The organism is Agrobacterium sp. SORGH_AS_0745, assembly GCF_030818995.1.
GTDB classification, from domain to species: domain Bacteria; phylum Pseudomonadota; class Alphaproteobacteria; order Rhizobiales; family Rhizobiaceae; genus Agrobacterium; species Agrobacterium tumefaciens.
This window is the reverse complement of sequence record NZ_JAUTBI010000003.1, coordinates 39,792-58,034: the sequence shown is the minus strand read 5'-3', so window position 1 is coordinate 58,034 and position 18,243 is coordinate 39,792. Positions and strand designations below refer to the sequence as shown.

15 protein-coding genes are annotated in these 18,243 nt (G+C 59.3%); 8 read left to right on the top strand and 7 right to left on the bottom strand.

Going from position 1 to position 18,243, the window contains the following annotated elements; all coding sequences use genetic code 11:
- Positions 1 to 233 precede the first annotated feature (233 nt).
- From xdhC to QE432_RS10200, 4 genes are all read right to left on the bottom strand, one after another.
- Positions 234 to 1,082, bottom strand: a complete 849-nt coding sequence (xdhC, locus tag QE432_RS10215) for a xanthine dehydrogenase accessory protein XdhC (protein ID WP_065702282.1) — start codon at positions 1,080 to 1,082, stop codon at positions 234 to 236.
- Between the two features lie 11 nt (positions 1,083 to 1,093).
- On the bottom strand, positions 1,094 to 3,433 hold the full coding sequence (gene xdhB / locus QE432_RS10210) for a xanthine dehydrogenase molybdopterin binding subunit (protein ID WP_306624090.1): 2,340 nt from the start codon (positions 3,431 to 3,433) through the stop codon (positions 1,094 to 1,096).
- 3 nt (positions 3,434 to 3,436) lie between these two features.
- The gene (gene xdhA, locus QE432_RS10205) at positions 3,437 to 4,906 is read right to left on the bottom strand and encodes a xanthine dehydrogenase small subunit (RefSeq protein ID WP_306624088.1); all 1,470 of its coding nucleotides are present in this window, start codon (positions 4,904 to 4,906) and stop codon (positions 3,437 to 3,439) included.
- 124 nt (positions 4,907 to 5,030) lie between these two features.
- Positions 5,031 to 5,807, bottom strand: a complete 777-nt coding sequence (locus QE432_RS10200) for a 3-hydroxybutyrate dehydrogenase (protein ID WP_025594214.1) — start codon at positions 5,805 to 5,807, stop codon at positions 5,031 to 5,033.
- Between the two features lie 220 nt (positions 5,808 to 6,027).
- On the opposite strand from QE432_RS10200, the gene QE432_RS10195 reads away from it, so the two are divergent.
- The 4 genes from QE432_RS10195 to sbmA all read left to right on the top strand — a co-directional run bounded on the left by QE432_RS10195 (position 6,028) and on the right by sbmA (position 10,872).
- Positions 6,028 to 7,089, top strand: coding sequence for an LLM class flavin-dependent oxidoreductase (locus QE432_RS10195; RefSeq protein WP_306624086.1), 1,062 nt, complete (start codon positions 6,028 to 6,030; stop codon positions 7,087 to 7,089).
- Between the two features lie 54 nt (positions 7,090 to 7,143).
- Positions 7,144 to 7,896, top strand: a complete 753-nt coding sequence (map, locus tag QE432_RS10190) for a type I methionyl aminopeptidase (RefSeq protein WP_003513640.1) — start codon at positions 7,144 to 7,146, stop codon at positions 7,894 to 7,896.
- 324 nt (positions 7,897 to 8,220) lie between these two features.
- Positions 8,221 to 9,411, top strand: coding sequence for an MFS transporter (locus QE432_RS10185; protein WP_113472924.1), 1,191 nt, complete (start codon positions 8,221 to 8,223; stop codon positions 9,409 to 9,411).
- A gap of 192 nt (positions 9,412 to 9,603) precedes the next feature.
- Positions 9,604 to 10,872, top strand: coding sequence for a peptide antibiotic transporter SbmA (sbmA, locus tag QE432_RS10180; protein ID WP_003513636.1), 1,269 nt, complete (start codon positions 9,604 to 9,606; stop codon positions 10,870 to 10,872).
- Between the two features lie 55 nt (positions 10,873 to 10,927).
- On the opposite strand, the gene QE432_RS10175 is transcribed toward sbmA, so the two are convergent.
- On the bottom strand, positions 10,928 to 11,911 hold the full coding sequence (locus QE432_RS10175; RefSeq protein WP_306624084.1) for a polysaccharide deacetylase family protein: 984 nt from the start codon (positions 11,909 to 11,911) through the stop codon (positions 10,928 to 10,930).
- A 151-nt stretch (positions 11,912 to 12,062) separates the two neighbouring features.
- On the opposite strand from QE432_RS10175, the gene QE432_RS10170 reads away from it, so the two are divergent.
- The 4 genes from QE432_RS10170 to QE432_RS10155 all read left to right on the top strand — a co-directional run bounded on the left by QE432_RS10170 (position 12,063) and on the right by QE432_RS10155 (position 15,753).
- Positions 12,063 to 12,647, top strand: a complete 585-nt coding sequence (locus tag QE432_RS10170) for an NnrU family protein (protein ID WP_111790654.1) — start codon at positions 12,063 to 12,065, stop codon at positions 12,645 to 12,647.
- Between the two features lie 154 nt (positions 12,648 to 12,801).
- A complete protein-coding gene (locus QE432_RS10165; RefSeq protein ID WP_003513632.1) occupies positions 12,802 to 13,473 on the top strand; it encodes a tetratricopeptide repeat protein in 672 nt (223 codons plus the stop codon).
- A gap of 33 nt (positions 13,474 to 13,506) precedes the next feature.
- Entirely contained in the window at positions 13,507 to 14,937 is a 1,431-nt protein-coding gene (gene der, locus QE432_RS10160) for a ribosome biogenesis GTPase Der (protein WP_003513631.1), read from the top strand.
- 207 nt (positions 14,938 to 15,144) lie between these two features.
- Positions 15,145 to 15,753 carry a DUF2026 family protein gene (locus QE432_RS10155; RefSeq protein ID WP_111790655.1) on the top strand — a complete coding sequence of 203 codons (609 nt, stop codon included), beginning with the start codon at positions 15,145 to 15,147 and terminating at the stop codon, positions 15,751 to 15,753.
- A gap of 190 nt (positions 15,754 to 15,943) precedes the next feature.
- On the opposite strand, the gene QE432_RS10150 is transcribed toward QE432_RS10155, so the two are convergent.
- Complete coding sequence (locus tag QE432_RS10150; protein ID WP_013636642.1) at positions 15,944 to 16,993, bottom strand: bifunctional monoglucosyl/glucuronosyl diacylglycerol synthase; 1,050 nt, start codon at positions 16,991 to 16,993, stop codon at positions 15,944 to 15,946.
- A gap of 209 nt (positions 16,994 to 17,202) precedes the next feature.
- Complete coding sequence (locus tag QE432_RS10145) at positions 17,203 to 18,123, bottom strand: sugar kinase (RefSeq protein ID WP_162693191.1); 921 nt, start codon at positions 18,121 to 18,123, stop codon at positions 17,203 to 17,205.
- Between the last annotated feature and the right edge of the window lie 120 nt (positions 18,124 to 18,243).

Below are 18,243 nucleotides of genomic sequence, written 5' to 3'. Positions count from 1 at the left end.
AGTTCTCTTTATGCCAACTGCCAAAGGTTTCATTGGTTTTTATCCGGAAAACAGAGCATTTTTAGCTCAATTCATCAACTGAGCTTCTGACATTTTTTAAATGGAGACGAACATGCGCACAGCACTCTTGCGCGCGTGGTCCCGCCTGCGCGCGGGTCTGCGGACCGCGGAACGGTTTTTCCTTGAAAGCCTTCGACCGGACAATCTGGTAGATGAAAGCCTGCCCGACGGGATCAGGCGTGATCTTGGTCTTGAGGATGGCCGCGCTGATTTTCGGTGCGACGGGTTTCGGCAGCGGAAAATGCTTGCAGCAACTCGGCTGCCACAAGGGCCGCTATGACGGCGGGGCGCTTGTCCCTGACGCTACTTCCACCGATCGGCAGGATGAGTTTTTGAAGGCGGGTAGTGGGTTCTCCCTCCCGCTCCAGCCAATGGGCGAAGGTGGCGCGTTTGGTTTTCGAGCCGATCATGCCTACATAAGCGAGATCGTCGCGGGCAAGCGCTTCCTTTGCAATCAGGAAATCGAGTGCGTGATCGTGGGTGACGATGATCGCAGCGCCGTTTGCGGGAATTTTCGCGATCAGCGCTTCCGGCATGGGGGTCAGCACGGATACGACACCGGCTGAAAGATCGCGCAACTCGTTTTCACGGGTTTCCACCACGGTCAGTGTCAAAGGCAGAAGCGACAGAGCATCTGTCAGCGCCTTGCCGACATGGCCCGCCCCGAAAATGAAAACGGCCTGCTGCTGCTCGGTTTCAGCCTTAAGCCTTGCCTCGAGTGCTGCCGCGATGTCCGGCGTTACCAGCCGGAAGCGGAGCAAGGTGCGGCCGCCGCAGCACTGGCCGATTTCGGGGCCGAGCGGAATATCCATGCCGTCTTCGGTCGTACCGTTCTTCAACATGGCACGGGCATGGTCTATCGCCATATATTCGAACTGCCCGCCGCCGATGGTCTCCCACAGCGCCTTCCGGCTTACCAGCATGAAGGTTCCCGCCTCGCGCGGCGATGACCCTTTCACGGCCTCGATTTCCACGAGGATTGCAGGTCCGGAGCTGGCGAGGAAGCGGGAGAGGGACGTCATTATGTCTCCCCTCACACCTTCTTCAACCGTTCCACCGCCATCAGCACCCGCTCGGGCGTTGCCGGCGCATCGAGGCGTGGGCAGACCTTGTAGTCGGCGATGGACGCGACGGCCATGGAGAGTGCTTCGAGAACCGAGATCGCCAGCATGAAAGGCGGTTCGCCCACGGCCTTGGAGCGGCCGATGGTGGGCTCGGCGTTTTCCGACCATTCCGCCAGTTGAACGTTGAAAATCTTCGGCCGGTCGGAGGCAAGCGGGATCTTGTAGGTGGAGGGAGCGTGGGTGCGCAGCCGCCCCTTGCCGTCCCACCATAATTCCTCCGTCGTCAACCAGCCCATGCCCTGTACGAAGGCGCCTTCCACCTGCCCGATATCGATGGCCGGGTTCAGCGACTTGCCGACATCGTGGAGAATATCGGTGCGTTCCATCATGTATTCGCCGGTCAGTGTATCGATCGACACTTCCGAACAGGCCGCGCCATAGGCGAAATAATAAAACGGCGTGCCGCGGCCTGCGGCACGATCCCAATGGATTTTCGGCGTCTTGTAAAAACCGGCGGCGGAAAGCTGGACGCGGGCGAAATAGGCTCGTTTGATGAAATCGTTGAAGGCGATTTCCTCAAGCCCGATGCGCACCCGGTTTGGCAGGAAGACAACCTCTTCTTCCGGCACGTTCCAGTTCTCGACGGCGAATTTGATGAGCCTTTCACGGATCTGGCGGGCAGCGTCATAGGCCGCCATGCCATTGAGGTCCGTACCGGACGAGGCGGCCGTGGCCGACGTATTGGGCACCTTGCCCGTGGTCGTGGCGGTGATTTTCACCCGGCCAATATCCACCTGGAAGGCATCGGCCACCACCTGCGCCACCTTGGTGTAGAGGCCCTGGCCCATTTCGGTGCCGCCATGGTTCAGGTGGATCGAACCGTCATTATAGATATGCACCAGCGCACCCGCTTGATTGAAGGCGGTCATGGTGAAGGAGATGCCGAATTTTACCGGGGTGAGCGCAATGCCCTTGCGGATGATCGGGCTGGTCTTGTTGAACTCGACAATTGCCTGCCTGCGCGCGCGGTATTCGCTGGAGGCTTCCAATTCCTCGACGATGCGGGCGATGATGTTGTCCTCGACCTCCTGATGATAGGGGGTCGTGGTGCGGCCCGAACCGGTTTCGCCGTAGAAATTGAGCTTGCGGACATCGAGCGGGTCCTTGCCGACGGCATAGGCGATTTCCTCGATGAAACGCTCAGCCCCGAGCATGCCCTGCGGGCCGCCGAAACCGCGAAAGGCGGTGTTGGAAACCGTGTGGGTTTTAAGCGGCCGGGAGGTCAGATGCACATGCGGATAGAAATAGCTGGAATCCGCATGGAAGAGCGCGCGGTCGGTTACCGGGCCAGAAAGGTCGGAGGAAAAGCCGCAGCGGGCCGCATAGGTGGCGTCGACGGCGTGGATGCGGCCTTCCTCATCGAAGCCTAGCTCGTAATCGACGCGGAAATCGTGGCGTTTGCCGGTCGCTGTCATGTCCTCGTCGCGGTCGGGGCGGATTTTCACGGCCCGGTTCAGCTTCTTGGCGGCAATGGCGCAAAGGGCTGCGAACTGGTTGCCTTGCGTTTCCTTGCCGCCGAAACCGCCGCCCATGCGCCGCACCTGCACCGTGACGGCATTGGATGGCACCTGAAGGATGTGGCTGACAATGTGCTGGATTTCGCTCGGATGCTGGGTGGAGCTCCACAGCGTCACCTCATCGTCCTCGCCCGGCACGGCCATGGCGATGTGGCTTTCGAGATAAAAATGCTCCTGCCCGCCGATCCGCATCGTGCCGGTCAGGCGGCGGGGTGCCACGTCCATTTCGAGCTTCGCATCGCCACGCTTCAGCGTCATCGGATCGATGACGAGCGCACCGCCATTTTCAATCGCCGTGTCGATGTCGGTGAAATGCGGCAGGTCCTTGTAGACGATTTTCGCCCTGCGGGCGGCCTTGCGGGCAATATCGCGGCTTTCAGCAAAGACCGCGAAGATCGGCTGGCCGTGAAATTCAACCTTCGTTTCGGCCAGCAGCGGCTCGTCATGACGCCCGCCGGAGGAGACGTCGTTTTCGCCGGGCACGTCTTTGCCTGTCATCACCCATAACACGCCCGGCGCAGCTTCCACTTCGGAAAGGTCCATCGAGACGATTTCGGCATGGGCCCGGTCGGAAAGGCCAAGCGCGCCGTGAACGAGGCCGGCGGGTTCGGGAATATCGTCGATATATTCGGCGCTGCCCGTCACATGTTTATGGGCGGAATCGTGCCTGAGCGAGGCGTGTACAGGGCCGTCGATTTCGGTCTTGGTCTTATCGAAGCTTGTCGTGTCCATGGTTCAAGCCTCCTCCAGCGAGAAGCGGGCAAGTTCCTGCTTTTCCCCTGATGTCTCGAGGAAAAACCGTGTCAGCAAATTCTTGGCCGTCAGTTGCCGATATTCGGCGGTGGCGCGCCAATCGGTCAGCGGGGTGAAATCATCGTCCAGCGCATCGCGTGCCGCATCGATCGTTTCCTGAGACCAGGGCTTGCCGAGAAGTGCCGCCTCAAGATGCGCGGCGCGTTTCGGCGTGCCGGCCATACCGCCGAAGGCGATGCGGATGTTTTCGACTGCGCCATCGGCATCGAGCGTCAGATTGAAGGCGGCGCAGAGAGCGGAGATATCCTCGTCGCGTCGCTTTGAAATCTTGTAGACGGCATAGTGGCTTTCGGGTTTCTGGAACGGAATGAACAGCTTTTCGACGAATTCGCCGCTCAGCCGGTCCTGCTTGCCATAATCGATGAAGTAGCTTTCCAGCGGCAAGGTGCGGCTGCCGGAAGACGAGTGCAAGGTGAGCGTGGCGCCGAGCGCGATCAGGGCCGGGGGCGTGTCGCCGATGGGTGAACCGTTGGCGATGTTGCCGCCGATGGTTCCCATATTGCGCACCTGTTCGCCGCCAAGACGATCGAACAGCCGGGCAAGCGGCGGGAAATGTTCTGCAATGGTCTTGAAGGCCTGGCTGTAGGTGACACCGGCACCGAGCGTCACGCCGTTCTCATCCACGGCAATACCCTGCAGATCGCCGAGGTTGTTGATGAAGATGACAGGGTTAAGCGCCCGCATCTGCTTTGTCACCCACAGGCCGACATCGGTGGAACCGGCAATGATGGTAGCCTTCGGCTCGGCGGCATAGATATCGGTCAATTCAGCAAGCGTTGCCGGGATGATGGTCCGATCCTCGCCGCGGGTGACCGTAATGGTCTCATTGGCGCGGATCGCCCAGAGCCTTGCCATGATATCGGTGCGGTCGCGTTGCAGCGGGTCGAACAGCGCACTCGGGCGGGCGGCTGCAATCTTTTCGGCAGCCCGCACAATCGGCTCGTAACCCGTGCATCGACAGAGATTGCCTTGCAGTGCCTTTTCAATATCGGCGCGGGACGGGTTTTCGCTGGCAAGCCACAGGCCGTAGAGCGACATGATGAAGCCCGGCGTGCAGAAACCGCATTGGGAACCGTGGAAATCCACCATTGCCTGCTGCACGGGGTGAAGCGTGCCATCGCGGCCGGCCAGATGCTCTACCGTCACGATATGGGTTGCATGCAGCGAGCCCAAAAAGCGGATGCAGGCATTGACGCTTTCATAACGCAGCGAGCCATCAACAAGCCGCCCGACCAGCACCGTGCAGGCGCCGCAGTCACCTTCAGCACAGCCTTCTTTCGTCCCGGTCAGCCGTCTTTGAAGGCGGAGATAATCGAGAAGCGTGTCTGTTGGTCCGAAACCCTTAAGCGAAATGGTTTCGCTGTTGAGGATGAAGCTAATCGCGTCGTTCATGCACTGCCTTGCTTTTTGTCCGGTTGAGCCGGTTCCCAATCTGCTATCTATGCACGCCCGCGCGCGCATATCGATTTCCGTTTTGGCAATTCATTGTTTCCAAAACGGAAAGAGATGTCGTCGATTATTGCGCTGTCCAGCCGCCATCGACGGAAATATGCGTGCCGGTAATGTTGCTGGCGGCATCGCTTGCCAGAAACAGCGCCGCTGCTGCCACGTCATCGATGGTGACGAATTGCTTTGTCGCCTGCAATTCCAGCATCACGTCGTTCTTCACCGCCTCTTCGCTGATGCCGCGCACCTTGGCCATTTCCGGTATCTGCTTTTCGACGAGCGGCGTCAGCACATAACCGGGACAGATGGCGTTGACGGTGACGCCCGTCTGCGCAAGCTCGAGCGCCGCCGTCTTCGTCAGGCCCATGATGCCGTGCTTGGCTGCCACATAGGCCGATTTGAACGGCGAGGCGACGAGACCGTGGGCAGAGGCAATGTTGATGATACGGCCTTTGCCGGCCTTCTTCATCAGCGGTATCGCAACGCGCATCGTATGGAAGGAACTGGTCAGATTGATGGCGATGATCCAGTCCCACTTTTCCGTCGGAAACTCCTCGATCGGAGCGATGTGCTGAATGCCGGCATTGTTAACGAGCACATCGACCGAACCAAGCTTTTCATGCGCGGAATTGATGAGATCGGCAATCTCATCCGGTTTCGTCATATCTGCCGGGTGGTAGAGCACACGCCCGCCACTTTCGGCTTCCAGCAAGAGGCGGAGTTTTTCAATTTCGTCTTCGTCGCCGAAGCCATTCAGCACGATATTCGCGCCCTCCCTCGCAAATCTCTGTGCGATGCCAAGGCCGATGCCACTTGTGGAGCCTGTCACGATAACTGTCCGATGCATGCTTTCCCCTTTTTGCATTACTTCGCACATATTTAAGCAGGTTATGCCCAAAGGGGGCGGGCTGGCAATCGCGATTTCGGGGGAGGCCGGCATGGGGCATAATGCGCCGGCGTCCATCCACTTTTTCGAAGCTAAGCATCCAGATTTTACGCCAGATTTTGCATTTGTCTGAAGGGCCGTCCGTGCCTATCTCTCAGACAATCAAACAGAGGTATCGTCTATGGAACTCGGTCTTTACACTTTTGCGGATGTCAATCCCAACCCCGCCGATGGCCGTGGGCCGGAAGGTGCGCGCCGGCTGCGCGAACTGCTTGAGGAAATCGAGCTTGCCGATCAGGTCGGACTGGATGTGTTTGGGCTGGGTGAACATCACCGCCCGGACTATGTCGCGTCCTCACCCTCCACCGTGCTTGCGGCGGCGGCGGTGAAGACGAAGAATATCCGCCTGACGAGCGCTGTCTCGGTTCTGAGTTCGGATGATCCGGTCCGGGTCTTCCAGCAATTCTCCACCGTCGATCTCCTGTCGAACGGCCGAGCCGAAATCATGGCCGGGCGCGGTTCCTTCATCGAATCCTACCCCCTGTTCGGTTACGACCTCGAAGACTATGACGTGCTGTTTGCAGAAAAGCTCGATCTGCTCTTGGCGCTGCGCGAGAACGAAATCGTCACCTGGTCCGGCACCAAACATCCGGCCATCAATGGGCGCGGGGTCTATCCGCGTCCTCTTCAGGAGCGTCTGCCGGTCTGGATCGCGGTTGGCGGCACGCCGCAATCGGTGGCGCGGGCCGGCGCCATGGGGCTGCCGGTGGCGCTTGCCATCATCGGCGGCGAATATCGCCGCTTCGCGCCGCTGTTCGATCTCTATCACGAAGCTGCACGCCGGGCGGGGCAGGAAAAGACCAGGCTGCGCACCAGCATCAACGTGCACGGCTTCATTGCCGACACCACCGACAAGGCAGCGGACCAGTTTTACGGACCGCAGGCAGAGGTGATGAACCGCATCGGCCGCGAGCGCGGTTGGGGTCCGACAAACCGCGCACATTTCGATGCGGCGCGTGGGCCGGAGGGCAACCTCTTTCTTGGAGAGCCTGAGCTGGTGACGGAAAAGATCATCAAGGCGCATGGCGTTTTCAAGAACGACCGTTTCCTGTTGCAGATGGCAATCGGCCTGATGCCGCATGACCAGATCATGCGCGGCATCGAGCTTTATGGTACGAAAGTCGCGCCTGTTGTCAGAAAAGAATTGACGGGGAGTGCCGATCCGGTGAAAGCCACGGCCTGATTATTACCAAGGCGGGCGTCTTCAGACCCGCCATTTAGAACGACGGACAGAAACATGGTCATCTCCACCGACGAAGAACTGGTTTTGCTAAAGGATATCGGTCGCATCTGCGCCGTGGCCATGCAGACCATGGCGGATGCGCTGGAACCCGGTATCACCACGGCCGAACTGGATGCGATCGGCCGAAAGGTACTGGAGGATAACGACGCGCAATCGGCGCCGGAGTTCTGCTACCAGTTTCCCGGCGCGACCTGCATCAGCGTCAACGAAGAGGTTGCGCATGGCATTCCTGGCCCGCGCATCATCAAAGCGGGCGATCTCGTCAATATCGATGTCTCGGCGGTGAAGAGCGGTTTCTTCGGCGATACGGGTTCGTCTTTCGCCGTGCCGCCGGTGAAAAAGGAGATCGAGCGGCTGTGCCGCGATGGCAAGCGCGCCATGTGGACGGGCTTGCAGCAGGTGAAAACCGGTCGGCCCTTTGCCGATATCGGCAATGCCATCGGCTCCTTTGCAAAAAAGAACCGCTACACGCTGATCACCAATCTGGCGAGCCACGGCATTGGCCGCTCCCTGCATGAGGAGCCGAAGGAACTGGCGACCTGGCCGGACAAGGGTGAGCGGCGCATCATGCAGGAGGGTATGGTCTTCACCGTTGAACCCTTCCTGTCGACGGGTGCCTATTGGGCCGAAGATGGCGACGACGATCCGTGGACGCTCTATAGCGATCCGAGCGCGCCGACCGTGCAGTATGAACATACCGTGGTTGCTACGAAGAACGGCCCGCTGGTGCTGACGCTGGTTGAGTGAGGGGTGAAGACCGCCACTTTACGAGACACCAAGTTTCGTAGCTGAGTGCGCCAATTGCGACGTTTGCCGCATTCGTTGACCTTTCTCCTCCCTCATCCCTGTGCCTGTCACAGGGATCCAGCCAGCCCAAGTCCTTGGGCTGAAAGGACTTCTCTCGTCGCGCGGACGCGCGTCGGCTGGATTCCTGTGACAAGCACAGGAATGAGGGTGGATAAGGATGCGCAGGCAACAAGGTCCTTGCATCTCGTACCAACAAAGACGGCTTATGCTGCCGATCAAAATAACTCGCTTGTTCCGTGGCAGTGCGGTTGCGATAAGCCGTACATGAGCATCGACAAGCCACTTTCCCCCAAACATCTGACTGCACTCGGTTTCGCCGGCGCCTTGATGATGGCGTCCACCATGGGCTTCGGCCGTTTTTCCTTCACCCCCATTCTTCCCGGTATGATGGCTGATGTTCCGCTATCGGCGGGGGATGCGGGGATTGTTGCGGCTGGAAATTTCGCCGGTTATCTCGCGGGGGCGGTTCTCGCCGCCTATTCATGGGGCTCGGGACGGGAACGGCTGGTCGCCCTTTGCGGCTTGTTTTCCACGGGCGCCTTGCTGCTTGCCATGGCAGCCTTCAACTCCGTTGCGGCCTTCACCCTGATCCGGTTTTTCGCCGGCGTTGCCAGTGCGATGACCATGATCTTCACGTCGCAGATCGTCATCGGCCACGCCATGAAAGCCGGCAAGGACCATATTCAGGCGCTGCATTATGGCGGCGTCGGTGCCGGCATCGCGATTTCCTCGCTTGTGGTCTATCTCATCGGCGTCGTTTTTGATGGCGGCGGTGCCTCCTGGCGGGAGGAGTGGATTGCCGGTGCCGTCTTTTCCTTCGCTACGTTTCTTCTCGTCTGGCGGGTGCTGCCCGCCGGGCCACCCCGGCATGCCTCTGCGCTGTCGGAGCCGCCGCTCAAATGGACGAAGCCGCTTTTTCTGACGACGCTCGCCTATGGGCTGTTCGGCTTCGGTTACGTCATCACCGCCACCTTCATTGTTGCGATTGCCCGCATGGCTGCTGCTGGCGCTTTCGTGGAGTTTCTGGCCTGGTTCGTGACGGGATGTGCCGCCGCCATTTCGCTTTTCCTCTGGAAGCCAGTCTTGAAATCGCAGGGGCTGAAGCGCGCTTTCGTGATCGTGCTTGCTGTGGAAGCCGTCGGCGTCTTCGCTTCCGTCATGCTGCCACCCGTTCCGGGCGTGCTTGCCGGCGGTCTGCTTCTGGGGCTGACCTTCATGGTCATCACCGCCTATGGCCTTCAGCTCGGCCGGGAATTCGCAGGCCCAAGCCCACGCCGCGCCTTTGCCCTGATGACGGCAGCCTTCGGTACTGGACAGATCGTCGGACCACTCGCCGCCGGCTGGATTGCCGAGGTGACGGGAAGTTTTACTGCACCAAGTATTCTCGCCTCTGCCGTGCTTGTCGCCAGCATTCTCCTGATGCTACCGGTTCTCGCCACGGAGCGGCGGCGCTAAATCCGCCCGGGCATATTGCGCCTCACAAGGGGCGATTTCAGGGGTTCCTTGCGGGATCGATCCGCCGTTTGCGCCTTACATCTTGTTAAGGTCGTCGCTTCTTCGTTGCTGTGCACAAATTTCTGCCCTAGGTTCGGGCCATCTAGTGCTTCGCCAATAATGGCTGACTTCAAACGCGCGTGAGTTCGAAACGTGTTTCATTCTTTCTTTCCCAAACCGAAATTGTTCTTCACCTCCGCCATCGTCTGGGCCTTTGTCGCCATTCTTGGATGGTACTTCATCGTTGAAGGGCTAGGCAGGTCTTGGGGCTACGTGATGCCCGAGCAAGAACCTTACGATCTCAGCTATTTTCTGGTTCCCGCCAATCTGTTCTTCTACGCCTATCTGGCATTGTGCCTGGTGTTGTTCGGGGCTGTCTGGACCGTTCTCGCCAAGGATCACCCCTGGAAGTTCTGGTCCATATGGGGATCGCTGCTGATTATCGCGGTGACCTATTTCGGCGTTCAGATTTCCGTCGTCATCAACAATTTCCGGCGGCCTTTCGGCGATCTCCTGCAAAATGCGCTGTCAAAACAGCCGGGTATCGAAGTCTGGGATTTTTACAGTCTTCAGATTGTCTTCGCCAAGATCGCCTTTCTCAGCATGGCTGTGTCGATCCTCACGGATTTCTTCACCAGCCATTATATCTTCCGCTGGCGCACCGCGATGAACGACTTCTACATGTCAAAATGGGAAAAGCTGCGCCACATTGAAGGTGCCTCGCAGCGCGTTCAGGAAGATACGATGCGGTTCTCCTCCACGCTGGAGGGGTTGGGTATTACCCTGATCAATTCGGTCATGACGCTTGTTGTGTTTCTGCCGATCCTGTTTGCGCTGTCGTCCTACGTCTCCGAATTGCCGATCCTTGGCGAAGTGCCGCACGCGCTTTTCTGGCTGGCGATTGTCTGGTCCGTGTTCGGCACCGTGCTTCTGGCGACGGTCGGCATCAAGCTGCCCGGCCTGAATTTCCGCAACCAGCGTGTGGAAGCGGCTTATCGCAAGGAACTGGTCTACGGTGAGGATCACGCCGACCGCGCCCAGCCGCCGACTGTCAAGGAGCTTTACTCCAATGTGCGGAAAAACTATTTCCGCATGTATTGGCACTACCTCTACTTCAACGTCGCGCGGTATTTCTACATTCAGGCCGATGCCGTGTTCTTGCTCCTGATGCTTGTTCCCACCATCGTGGCGGGCAAGATCACCTATGGTATCTACCAGCAGATCGCCACGGCCTTCGGTCAGGTCAGTAATTCGTTCCAGTATCTGGTCAATTCCTGGACCACGATCATCGAGCTGCTGTCCATCCACAAACGTCTTGTGGCTTTCGAGGCCGCGATCGATGACAAGCCCCTGCCTGAAATCGACGAGCGTTATCTTCAGCGGGAAGCGGAAGCCGGAGAGCTGGCGGCCAACAAGCCCTGACGGAAAACAAAAAGGGCGGCCGACTGGCCGCCCTTTTGCATTGTATCCGGGGACCTTAGCCCTCTGTCTTCTGCTTCCTGCGCGCCTTGATGATCGGCATGGCCTCGGCGTAACTCACGCAAGCGACATCGTCCCTGCGGCAGACTTCGCGCAGCAGCCGCTCATAGGCGTTCCAATAGGCGCCGCCATTCATCTTCACGAAATGGAAGCCCATCTGCAGAGGGATGCGTTCGCCATTATACTGCTTGTCGAAAGCGGTGCGGAACGCCGCATAGGCGCGTTCCTCGAATTCCTGCGCGCGGTCCGGCGTCTCGATGCCGATGGAGTGGCGGATGAAGAGGTTGTAGTCCATGGCGATGATCGGGCGATTGCCGGGGCCTTCCGGAACCAGCGGCAGACCGAAATGTTCGATGCCGTCGCGCTCCACCGGCCATTCCGGTCCCTTGGTGATGCTGGTGGCGTCATAAACGAAGCCGTGTTTCTTCTGAGCCGCGGTCAGCGCCGGCCCCTGCGAAAGATAGGGCGCGCGGAAGCCGTTGATGTTTTTCACCATGTCGCGCCAGCCTTCGGGTTCCTCACCCTTCTTGCCAATCATCTGCCAGGCATTTTCCAGCGTGCTGGTGAAGGTGGTGAACTCGCCGTCCCATTGCTCGGCGGTCCATTGGCCGCCATCGAAATGCCCGCAGGTGTGATTGCCGATCTCGTGACCTTCGCGATAGGCCGACCAGATGTTGCGCAGCCGCGTCTCCACCTCTTCCGGCGACTGGCCAAAGCCGACATTGGACCGACCGGCCTTCTGGCCGGGGCCCTGATAGGTCTTGGCGCTGGTCTTGCGGTCCATCACCAGTGTGCAGGCAAGGAAATAGGTGAAATGCGCGCCGACCTCCTTCGCCGTCGCACGACTTCTTTCCCACAGCGAATTGTCGCCCGCACCGTCGAAAGAAACGATGACGAGCTGCTTCGGCTTCTCCGCATTTTCGGCAAAAGCGGGAAGGGCAAGGCAGAGCGACAGGGAAAAAGCAGTCAATGGGCGAAACATCAGGCATCCGTCATGTGAAACACCGCTGCCTTTTGCGGGTGGAATAAGGCGAAGCTTTGAATAAACTGGCTTTTTTACGTCTTTCAGCCTAATTCCTTTTCTGCGTCGCGGTAATGAGGCCGCATTCCGTTCCACCGGGGGACCGTGTTCCATGCTTTTTCTCGTACTCTGTCTTGCCTTGTTTTTCCTGACGCATCTTTTGAAGGTGTTTGCGCCGCGATTTCGCGCGCAGATGATCGCTAAGATGGGAGAAGGACCGTTCAAGGGCGTCTATTCTCTCGCAAGCCTCGTAACGCTCGGTCTCGTCATCTATGCGTTTGGCGAGGCGCGCCAGGAAACCGGCGTTCTGTGGAACCCGCCGGTCTGGACGAGCCACCTCGCCGTGACCCTGATGCTGCCCGCGATGATCTGTCTTATCGCCAGCCTCATCCCGGCTGGCCACATCGCAGCCAGAACCAAACATCCGCTCATTCTGGCGGTCAAGATCTGGGCGCTCGCCCATCTTCTGGCGAATGGAGAGACCTCTTCGATTCTTCTGTTTGCATCGTTCCTCGCCTGGGGTGTGGTGATGCGGATTTCGCTGAAGCGCCGGGAAAGAGCGGGTGAAAAAGTGGTCCGTCCCTTCGTCTCGGGCCGTTACGATCTGGTGGCCATCGTCGGCGGCATCGTTCTCTGGGGCGCTTTCATCCTGAAACTGCACGAATGGTTGATCGGCGTTCAGCCCATCGCCATGTAGGAAATCAACGTTTCCCCCTTACATATCAGGCAAAATAGGCTAGAAGGCCGACCATGACCCGTCGGCCGGACTTTTGCTGACCCGGGTAAGCGGCTTGGTATGTCTGCGAACGGATGGATCGGCGACGATCTCCGCGCGGGTAACGGAGAATTTGATGGCAAACGAAAATGATACCTTTATCCGCGAAGTGAACGAGCAGATCCGTTCCGAGCAGCTTTCCCGTTTCTGGGGCCGCTACGGTATCGTGGTCGTTGGCGCCGCCGTTCTCGTGGTTGTGGGCGCCGCCGGTGCTGGCATCTACGAATACTGGAACACCAGCCGCGCTTCCAATTCCGGCGACCAGTTCATTGCGGCGCTGAAGCTTGCTTCCGACAACAAGACGGACGAAGCGCTGAAGGCCTTTGCCGATCTTGAAACCTCCGGTCATGGCAATTATCCGGTGCTGGCGAAGTTCCGTTCTGCGACGCTGCTTTCGCAGAAGGGCGATGCGGCCGGCGCCATCGCTGCCTTCACCGCGATCGGCAACGACACGTCTGCCCCGCAGGTCTTCCGCGATACGGCGAAGGTGCGCGCGGCGTGGCTGCTGGTTGACAACGGCACGTATGATCAGGTCGTTGCACTTGCGGAGCCGTTGAGCGGCGAAGGCCAGACCATGCGTGCATCGGCTCGCGAAGCCCTTGGTCTTGCCGCCTACAAGGCTGGCGATTTCGCCAAGGCCAAACAATGGTTCGAGCAGATCGTCAGCGACGCGCAGGCGCCACGCAATGTGACGAACCGCGCACAGATCATGCTCGACAATATCACTGCTTCGGGCAAAGCTGTCTAACACGGCTTTCCCACCTCCAAGGATTAACAATCAATGAGCTTCACCGTCGCCATAGTCGGGCGCCCCAATGTCGGCAAGTCCACGCTTTTCAACCGTCTGGTCGGAAAGAAGCTGGCGCTTGTCGACGATACGCCGGGCGTGACCCGTGACCGTCGCCCGGGCGACGCGAAGCTTGTCGACCTTCGTTTCACCATCATCGATACCGCCGGTCTGGAGCAATCCGGGCCGGAGACGCTTCAGGGCCGCATGTGGGCGCAGACCGAAGCGGCGATCGACGAAGCCGATGTGACGCTTTTTGTCGTTGACGCCAAGGCAGGCCTGACGCCCGCCGATGAAACGCTGGCCGAAATGCTGCGCCGTCGCGGCAAGCCGGTGGTTCTGGTGGCCAACAAGTCCGAGGCGCGCGGTTCCGATGCGGGCTTCTACGATGCCTTTACGCTTGGTCTTGGCGACCCGTGCGCCATCTCGGCCGAACATGGCCAGGGCATGATCGACCTGCGCGACGCCATCGTCGAGGCGATCGGCGAAGACGTTGCCTTCCCGCCTGAAGTGGATGAGGCGGAGACCGATATCGTTCTTCCGCGCACTGAGCCCGGCAGCGAGGAAGAGGAAGAAGAAGAGCCTGTTTATGACGAGACCAAGCCGCTGCGCGTCGCCATCATCGGCCGACCGAATGCGGGCAAGTCCACCCTCATCAACCGTTTCCTTGGTGAAGACCGCCTGCTAACCGGCCCGGAAGCGGGCATTACCCGCGACAGTATTTCCGTCGAGTGGGACTGGCGCGGCCGCACCATCAAGATGTTCGACACGGCCGGCATGCGCCGCAAGGCCAGGGTGACGGAAAAGCTGGAGAAGCTCTCGGTCGCGGATTCCCTGCGCTCCATTCGTTTCGCCGAAACGGTGGTGATCGTGTTCGACAGCACCATTCCGTTCGAAAAGCAGGACCTGCAGCTGGTCGATCTGGTTATCCGCGAAGGCCGCGCCGCCGTGCTTGCCTTCAACAAATGGGATCTGGTTGAAGATCCGCAGGCGTTTCTGGCCGATCTGCGTGAAAAGACCGAGCGGCTTCTGCCGCAGGCCCGCGGCATCCGCGCCGTGCCGATGTCCGGCCAGACGGGCTATGGCCTTGACCGGTTGATGCAGAACATCATCGATACCGACAAGATCTGGAACCGCCGCATCTCGACCGCCAAGCTCAACCGCTGGCTCGATGCGCAGACCACGCAGCATCCGCCGCCGGCCGTTTCCGGCCGCCGCCTCAAGTTGAAATACATGACGCAGGTAAAGGCGCGCCCGCCGGCCTTCATGATTTCCTGCACCCGACCGGAAGCCATTCCGGAGAGCTACACGCGCTACCTCGTGAACGGTTTGCGCAAGGATTTCGACATGCCGGGCGTGCCGATCCGCGTGCATTATCGTGGCTCGGACAATCCATTCGAGAGCAAGGCGAAGAAGAGGCGGTAATCGGCTGCTGAAAACCTCTCCTCCGTTATTCTCGCGCTTGTCCCGAGAATCTGCAAACTTTCGATTTTGCGACACGGGAGGTAGATTCTCGGGATAAGCCCGAGGATGACGTTGCGTGGGGCAGAGGTCTCACCAACATCGAGATCGACGGTGAACCGGTCTCTCCCGTTGCCTTCCGATAACCATAAAACCGGCGAGTAAAAAACCATGTTGATCAAGCAGACCGACTATCACCGGATTTACCGCGTCATCAACAGCCTGCTCGTCAACGACAATGCCGACCCGGCTACGGCCTGCATGTATTTCAGCACCTTCGGCGCCTTCATCCTTGAGCAGCATTACAAGGTGAAAGCTGTGCCGAAGGGCGGGCTTGCCGCTTATAATCTGGGCGGAACGGTGATGCTTTTTGCGGACCATCGTGACGATGGTTACGTAACGGGCGCTGGCGATAATTTCCATTGCTGGGTCGAAGCGGACGGATGGGCTATCGATTTCATGGCGCCCGCTTTTTCGCAGAGCGCACGCGAACTTTCCGTGCCCGCGAAGATGTTTCAGCGTCCGCTATCGGCCATGGCGGCTTCCATCAACGATCTCGATCATTCCGGCGATTTCTTCTACCGCTCCGAGCCGGAAGCCACCGCGCGGCGTTTCGCCGACTGGCATAAGCAGGCGATGATTGGCGATCTGGCGAGCGTCGCCGCAAACTGGTTCCGCAAGTCGCCGAAACAGATGTCCCCGTCGCTTTCTGTCACGGAGCGGAACGGCAAGGCGCGGACGGTGCCGCTTTCCGGCCAGGCGCTCGTCGGCGCGTGGTGATCTGAGACGGGATAAGTCTTTGTGAAATTAGGACGGCCAGCGTGATCTCGCGGCAGCCGCCTGACGTCAATCAGCAGCCCGACCCCGTTCTAAAGATAACGGCGGTCGCGTCCAGATCGTCTTGTGACACTCCTGCTTTGTTTCGTCCACCGTTCCCCGATAAAATGTCGGGGATCAATGTGTCTCCACGTCAGGCAAGTCGTGAGCGGGACAAAAGCGGCAGGGATTTTCCGGCGGCGTGAATGACGTTGTCGAGGAATTGCCGCGATGCCTTTTCCCAGCTGTAGCTTTTGGAAAGCGCCAGAGCCTCCTGCGATGAACAATGGAGCGCTGCAAGACACGCGTCGCGAAGATTGTCATTCAGCGCGCCTGCCCCGGGATTGCCGCCGAGAATGTCGATCGGCCCGGTAACGGGGAAGGCGGCCACCGGCACACCGCTCGCCAGCGCTTCCAGAATGGTGTTGCCGAATGTGTCGGTCTTGGACGGGAAAACGAAGACATCGGCCTGCGCATAGGCAGCCGCGAGTTCTTCCCCGGTCTTGATGCCGGTAAACAGCACGTCCGGATATTTTTCCTGTAATTCATGGCGGGCCGGGCCATCGCCGATCACGACCTTCGATCCGGGCAGCTCGAGGTCGAGGAATTCAGGCAGGTTCTTTTCCACCGCCACACGACCGACCGTCATGAAGATCGGTCTTGGCAGATCGAAAGGCAGCGACGTTTTCGGACGTGGATGGAAAAGTTCGGCATCGATGCCGCGGCTCCAGCGCTTCAAGTTGCGAACCCCGCGGGCCTCAAGCTCGGTCTCGAGGCTTGGCGTCGCCACCATGCAAGTGTTGCCGCCATTGTGAAACCAGCGCACGAAAGCGTAAAGCCAGCTTTCCGGGATGGGGAAGCGCGCCGCGACATATTCGGGAAAGCGGGTGTGATAGCTGGTGGAAAAACGCATCCTGTTCTTCACGCACCAGCGCCGTGCCATGAAACCCAGCGGACCCTCGGTGGCGATGTGCACGAAGGAGGGCTGGCTTTTTTCAATCTCCGCCGCGACACGGCGATAGCCGGCGACTGACAGGCGGATTTCCGGATAGGTCGGGCAGGGGATGCTGTAGAAACTCTGCGGTGTCACCATGTGCACATCCACGCCCAGCCGCGCGAGTTCCGTATTGGTATTTTCGATGGAACGGACCACGCCGTTGACCTGCGGGTGCCAGGCATCTGTGACAATCGTGATTCTCGTCATGAAACACCGATCCTGCTCGACTGCGCGCGGGCGATTCCCCACCACCCGGCTTCCGCCCGTATATGCGGCGTGCGTGTTACAGGATCATGTCAGGGCGGATAAGGGTAGAGAAGCGTCCTTTGCACACACAAGCTTGCTCTTGTCCGTAATGCGCGCTCCTGGTCATCCCTGTGACAAGCACAGGTATCAGGAAGCCGGTTCCGCTGGCATCATCCGACCAGCGGAAGAAGCTCGGGGCTGATCAGCGCGCCGTGATGGCCGATGACGGTTGCCGCTGCCCGTGCGGCAAAGACGGCGGCGTCATGCGGCGAACTGCCGGTTACATATCGGGCGAGAAACGCGCCGTTGAAACTGTCGCCTGCACTTGTCGTATCCACCACATCCACGGCTTCTACCGCCGGAGCGTGGCTGCGTTCGCCGCTGAAATCGAGTGTCGCACCCTTTGCGCCATCCTTGACGACGATGTTGGCGACGCCGAGCGCACGGTAACGCTCGATTGTGGCCTCGACGGATGTGTCACCGAAATGGCTGGCTTCGTCATCGAAACTTGGCATTACCAGCGTTGCGGCGCGTGCGCCGTTGGTAATCGTCTCCAGCATCGTGTCCTTGTCGGACCAGAGGCGCGGGCGGATGTTCGGGTCGAAGACCACGGGCTTGCCCGCTGCCTTGGCGCGGCGCAGTTCCGCAAGGAAAGTATCTACATCGTGGGGCGAGGCGAGAATGGCGAGCGTGATGCCAGAAAAATAGATGACGTCGGCGCTTTCCACTGTCTTGCGCAGGTGGTCCGCATCTGCTGCGAGTTGCCTTGCTGCGGCGGCGTTGCGCCAATAGCTGAAGGTGCGCTCACCATCCTTGAGGTTGATGAGGTAAAGGCCGGGTGTGCCGCCCTTGATGCGGCGGATTTTTTCCGTGCCGATACCGGCATCTGCAATGAAGGCCAGCATGTCCTGTGAAAGAGGATCGTCGCCGAGTGCCGTGAAATAATCGACAGACCAGTCTTCTGGCAGGCAGGCACGTGCATACCATGCCGTATTGAAGGTATCACCGGCAAAACCCTTGCGCAGCAGCCCGTTTCCGGCCTGCGACAGTTCCACCATACATTCGCCAATCGACAGAAACCGTCCGCCCACGCCGTCATCCTCCACTTGCTTTACCTTCGGGATTACGACGACAGGAGGTGCCTGACAAGCCCGCTTCGAGGTGATTTTGGGCATTTGCGAAGTTCCGGTTTACGCAGGGACAGCTGCTTT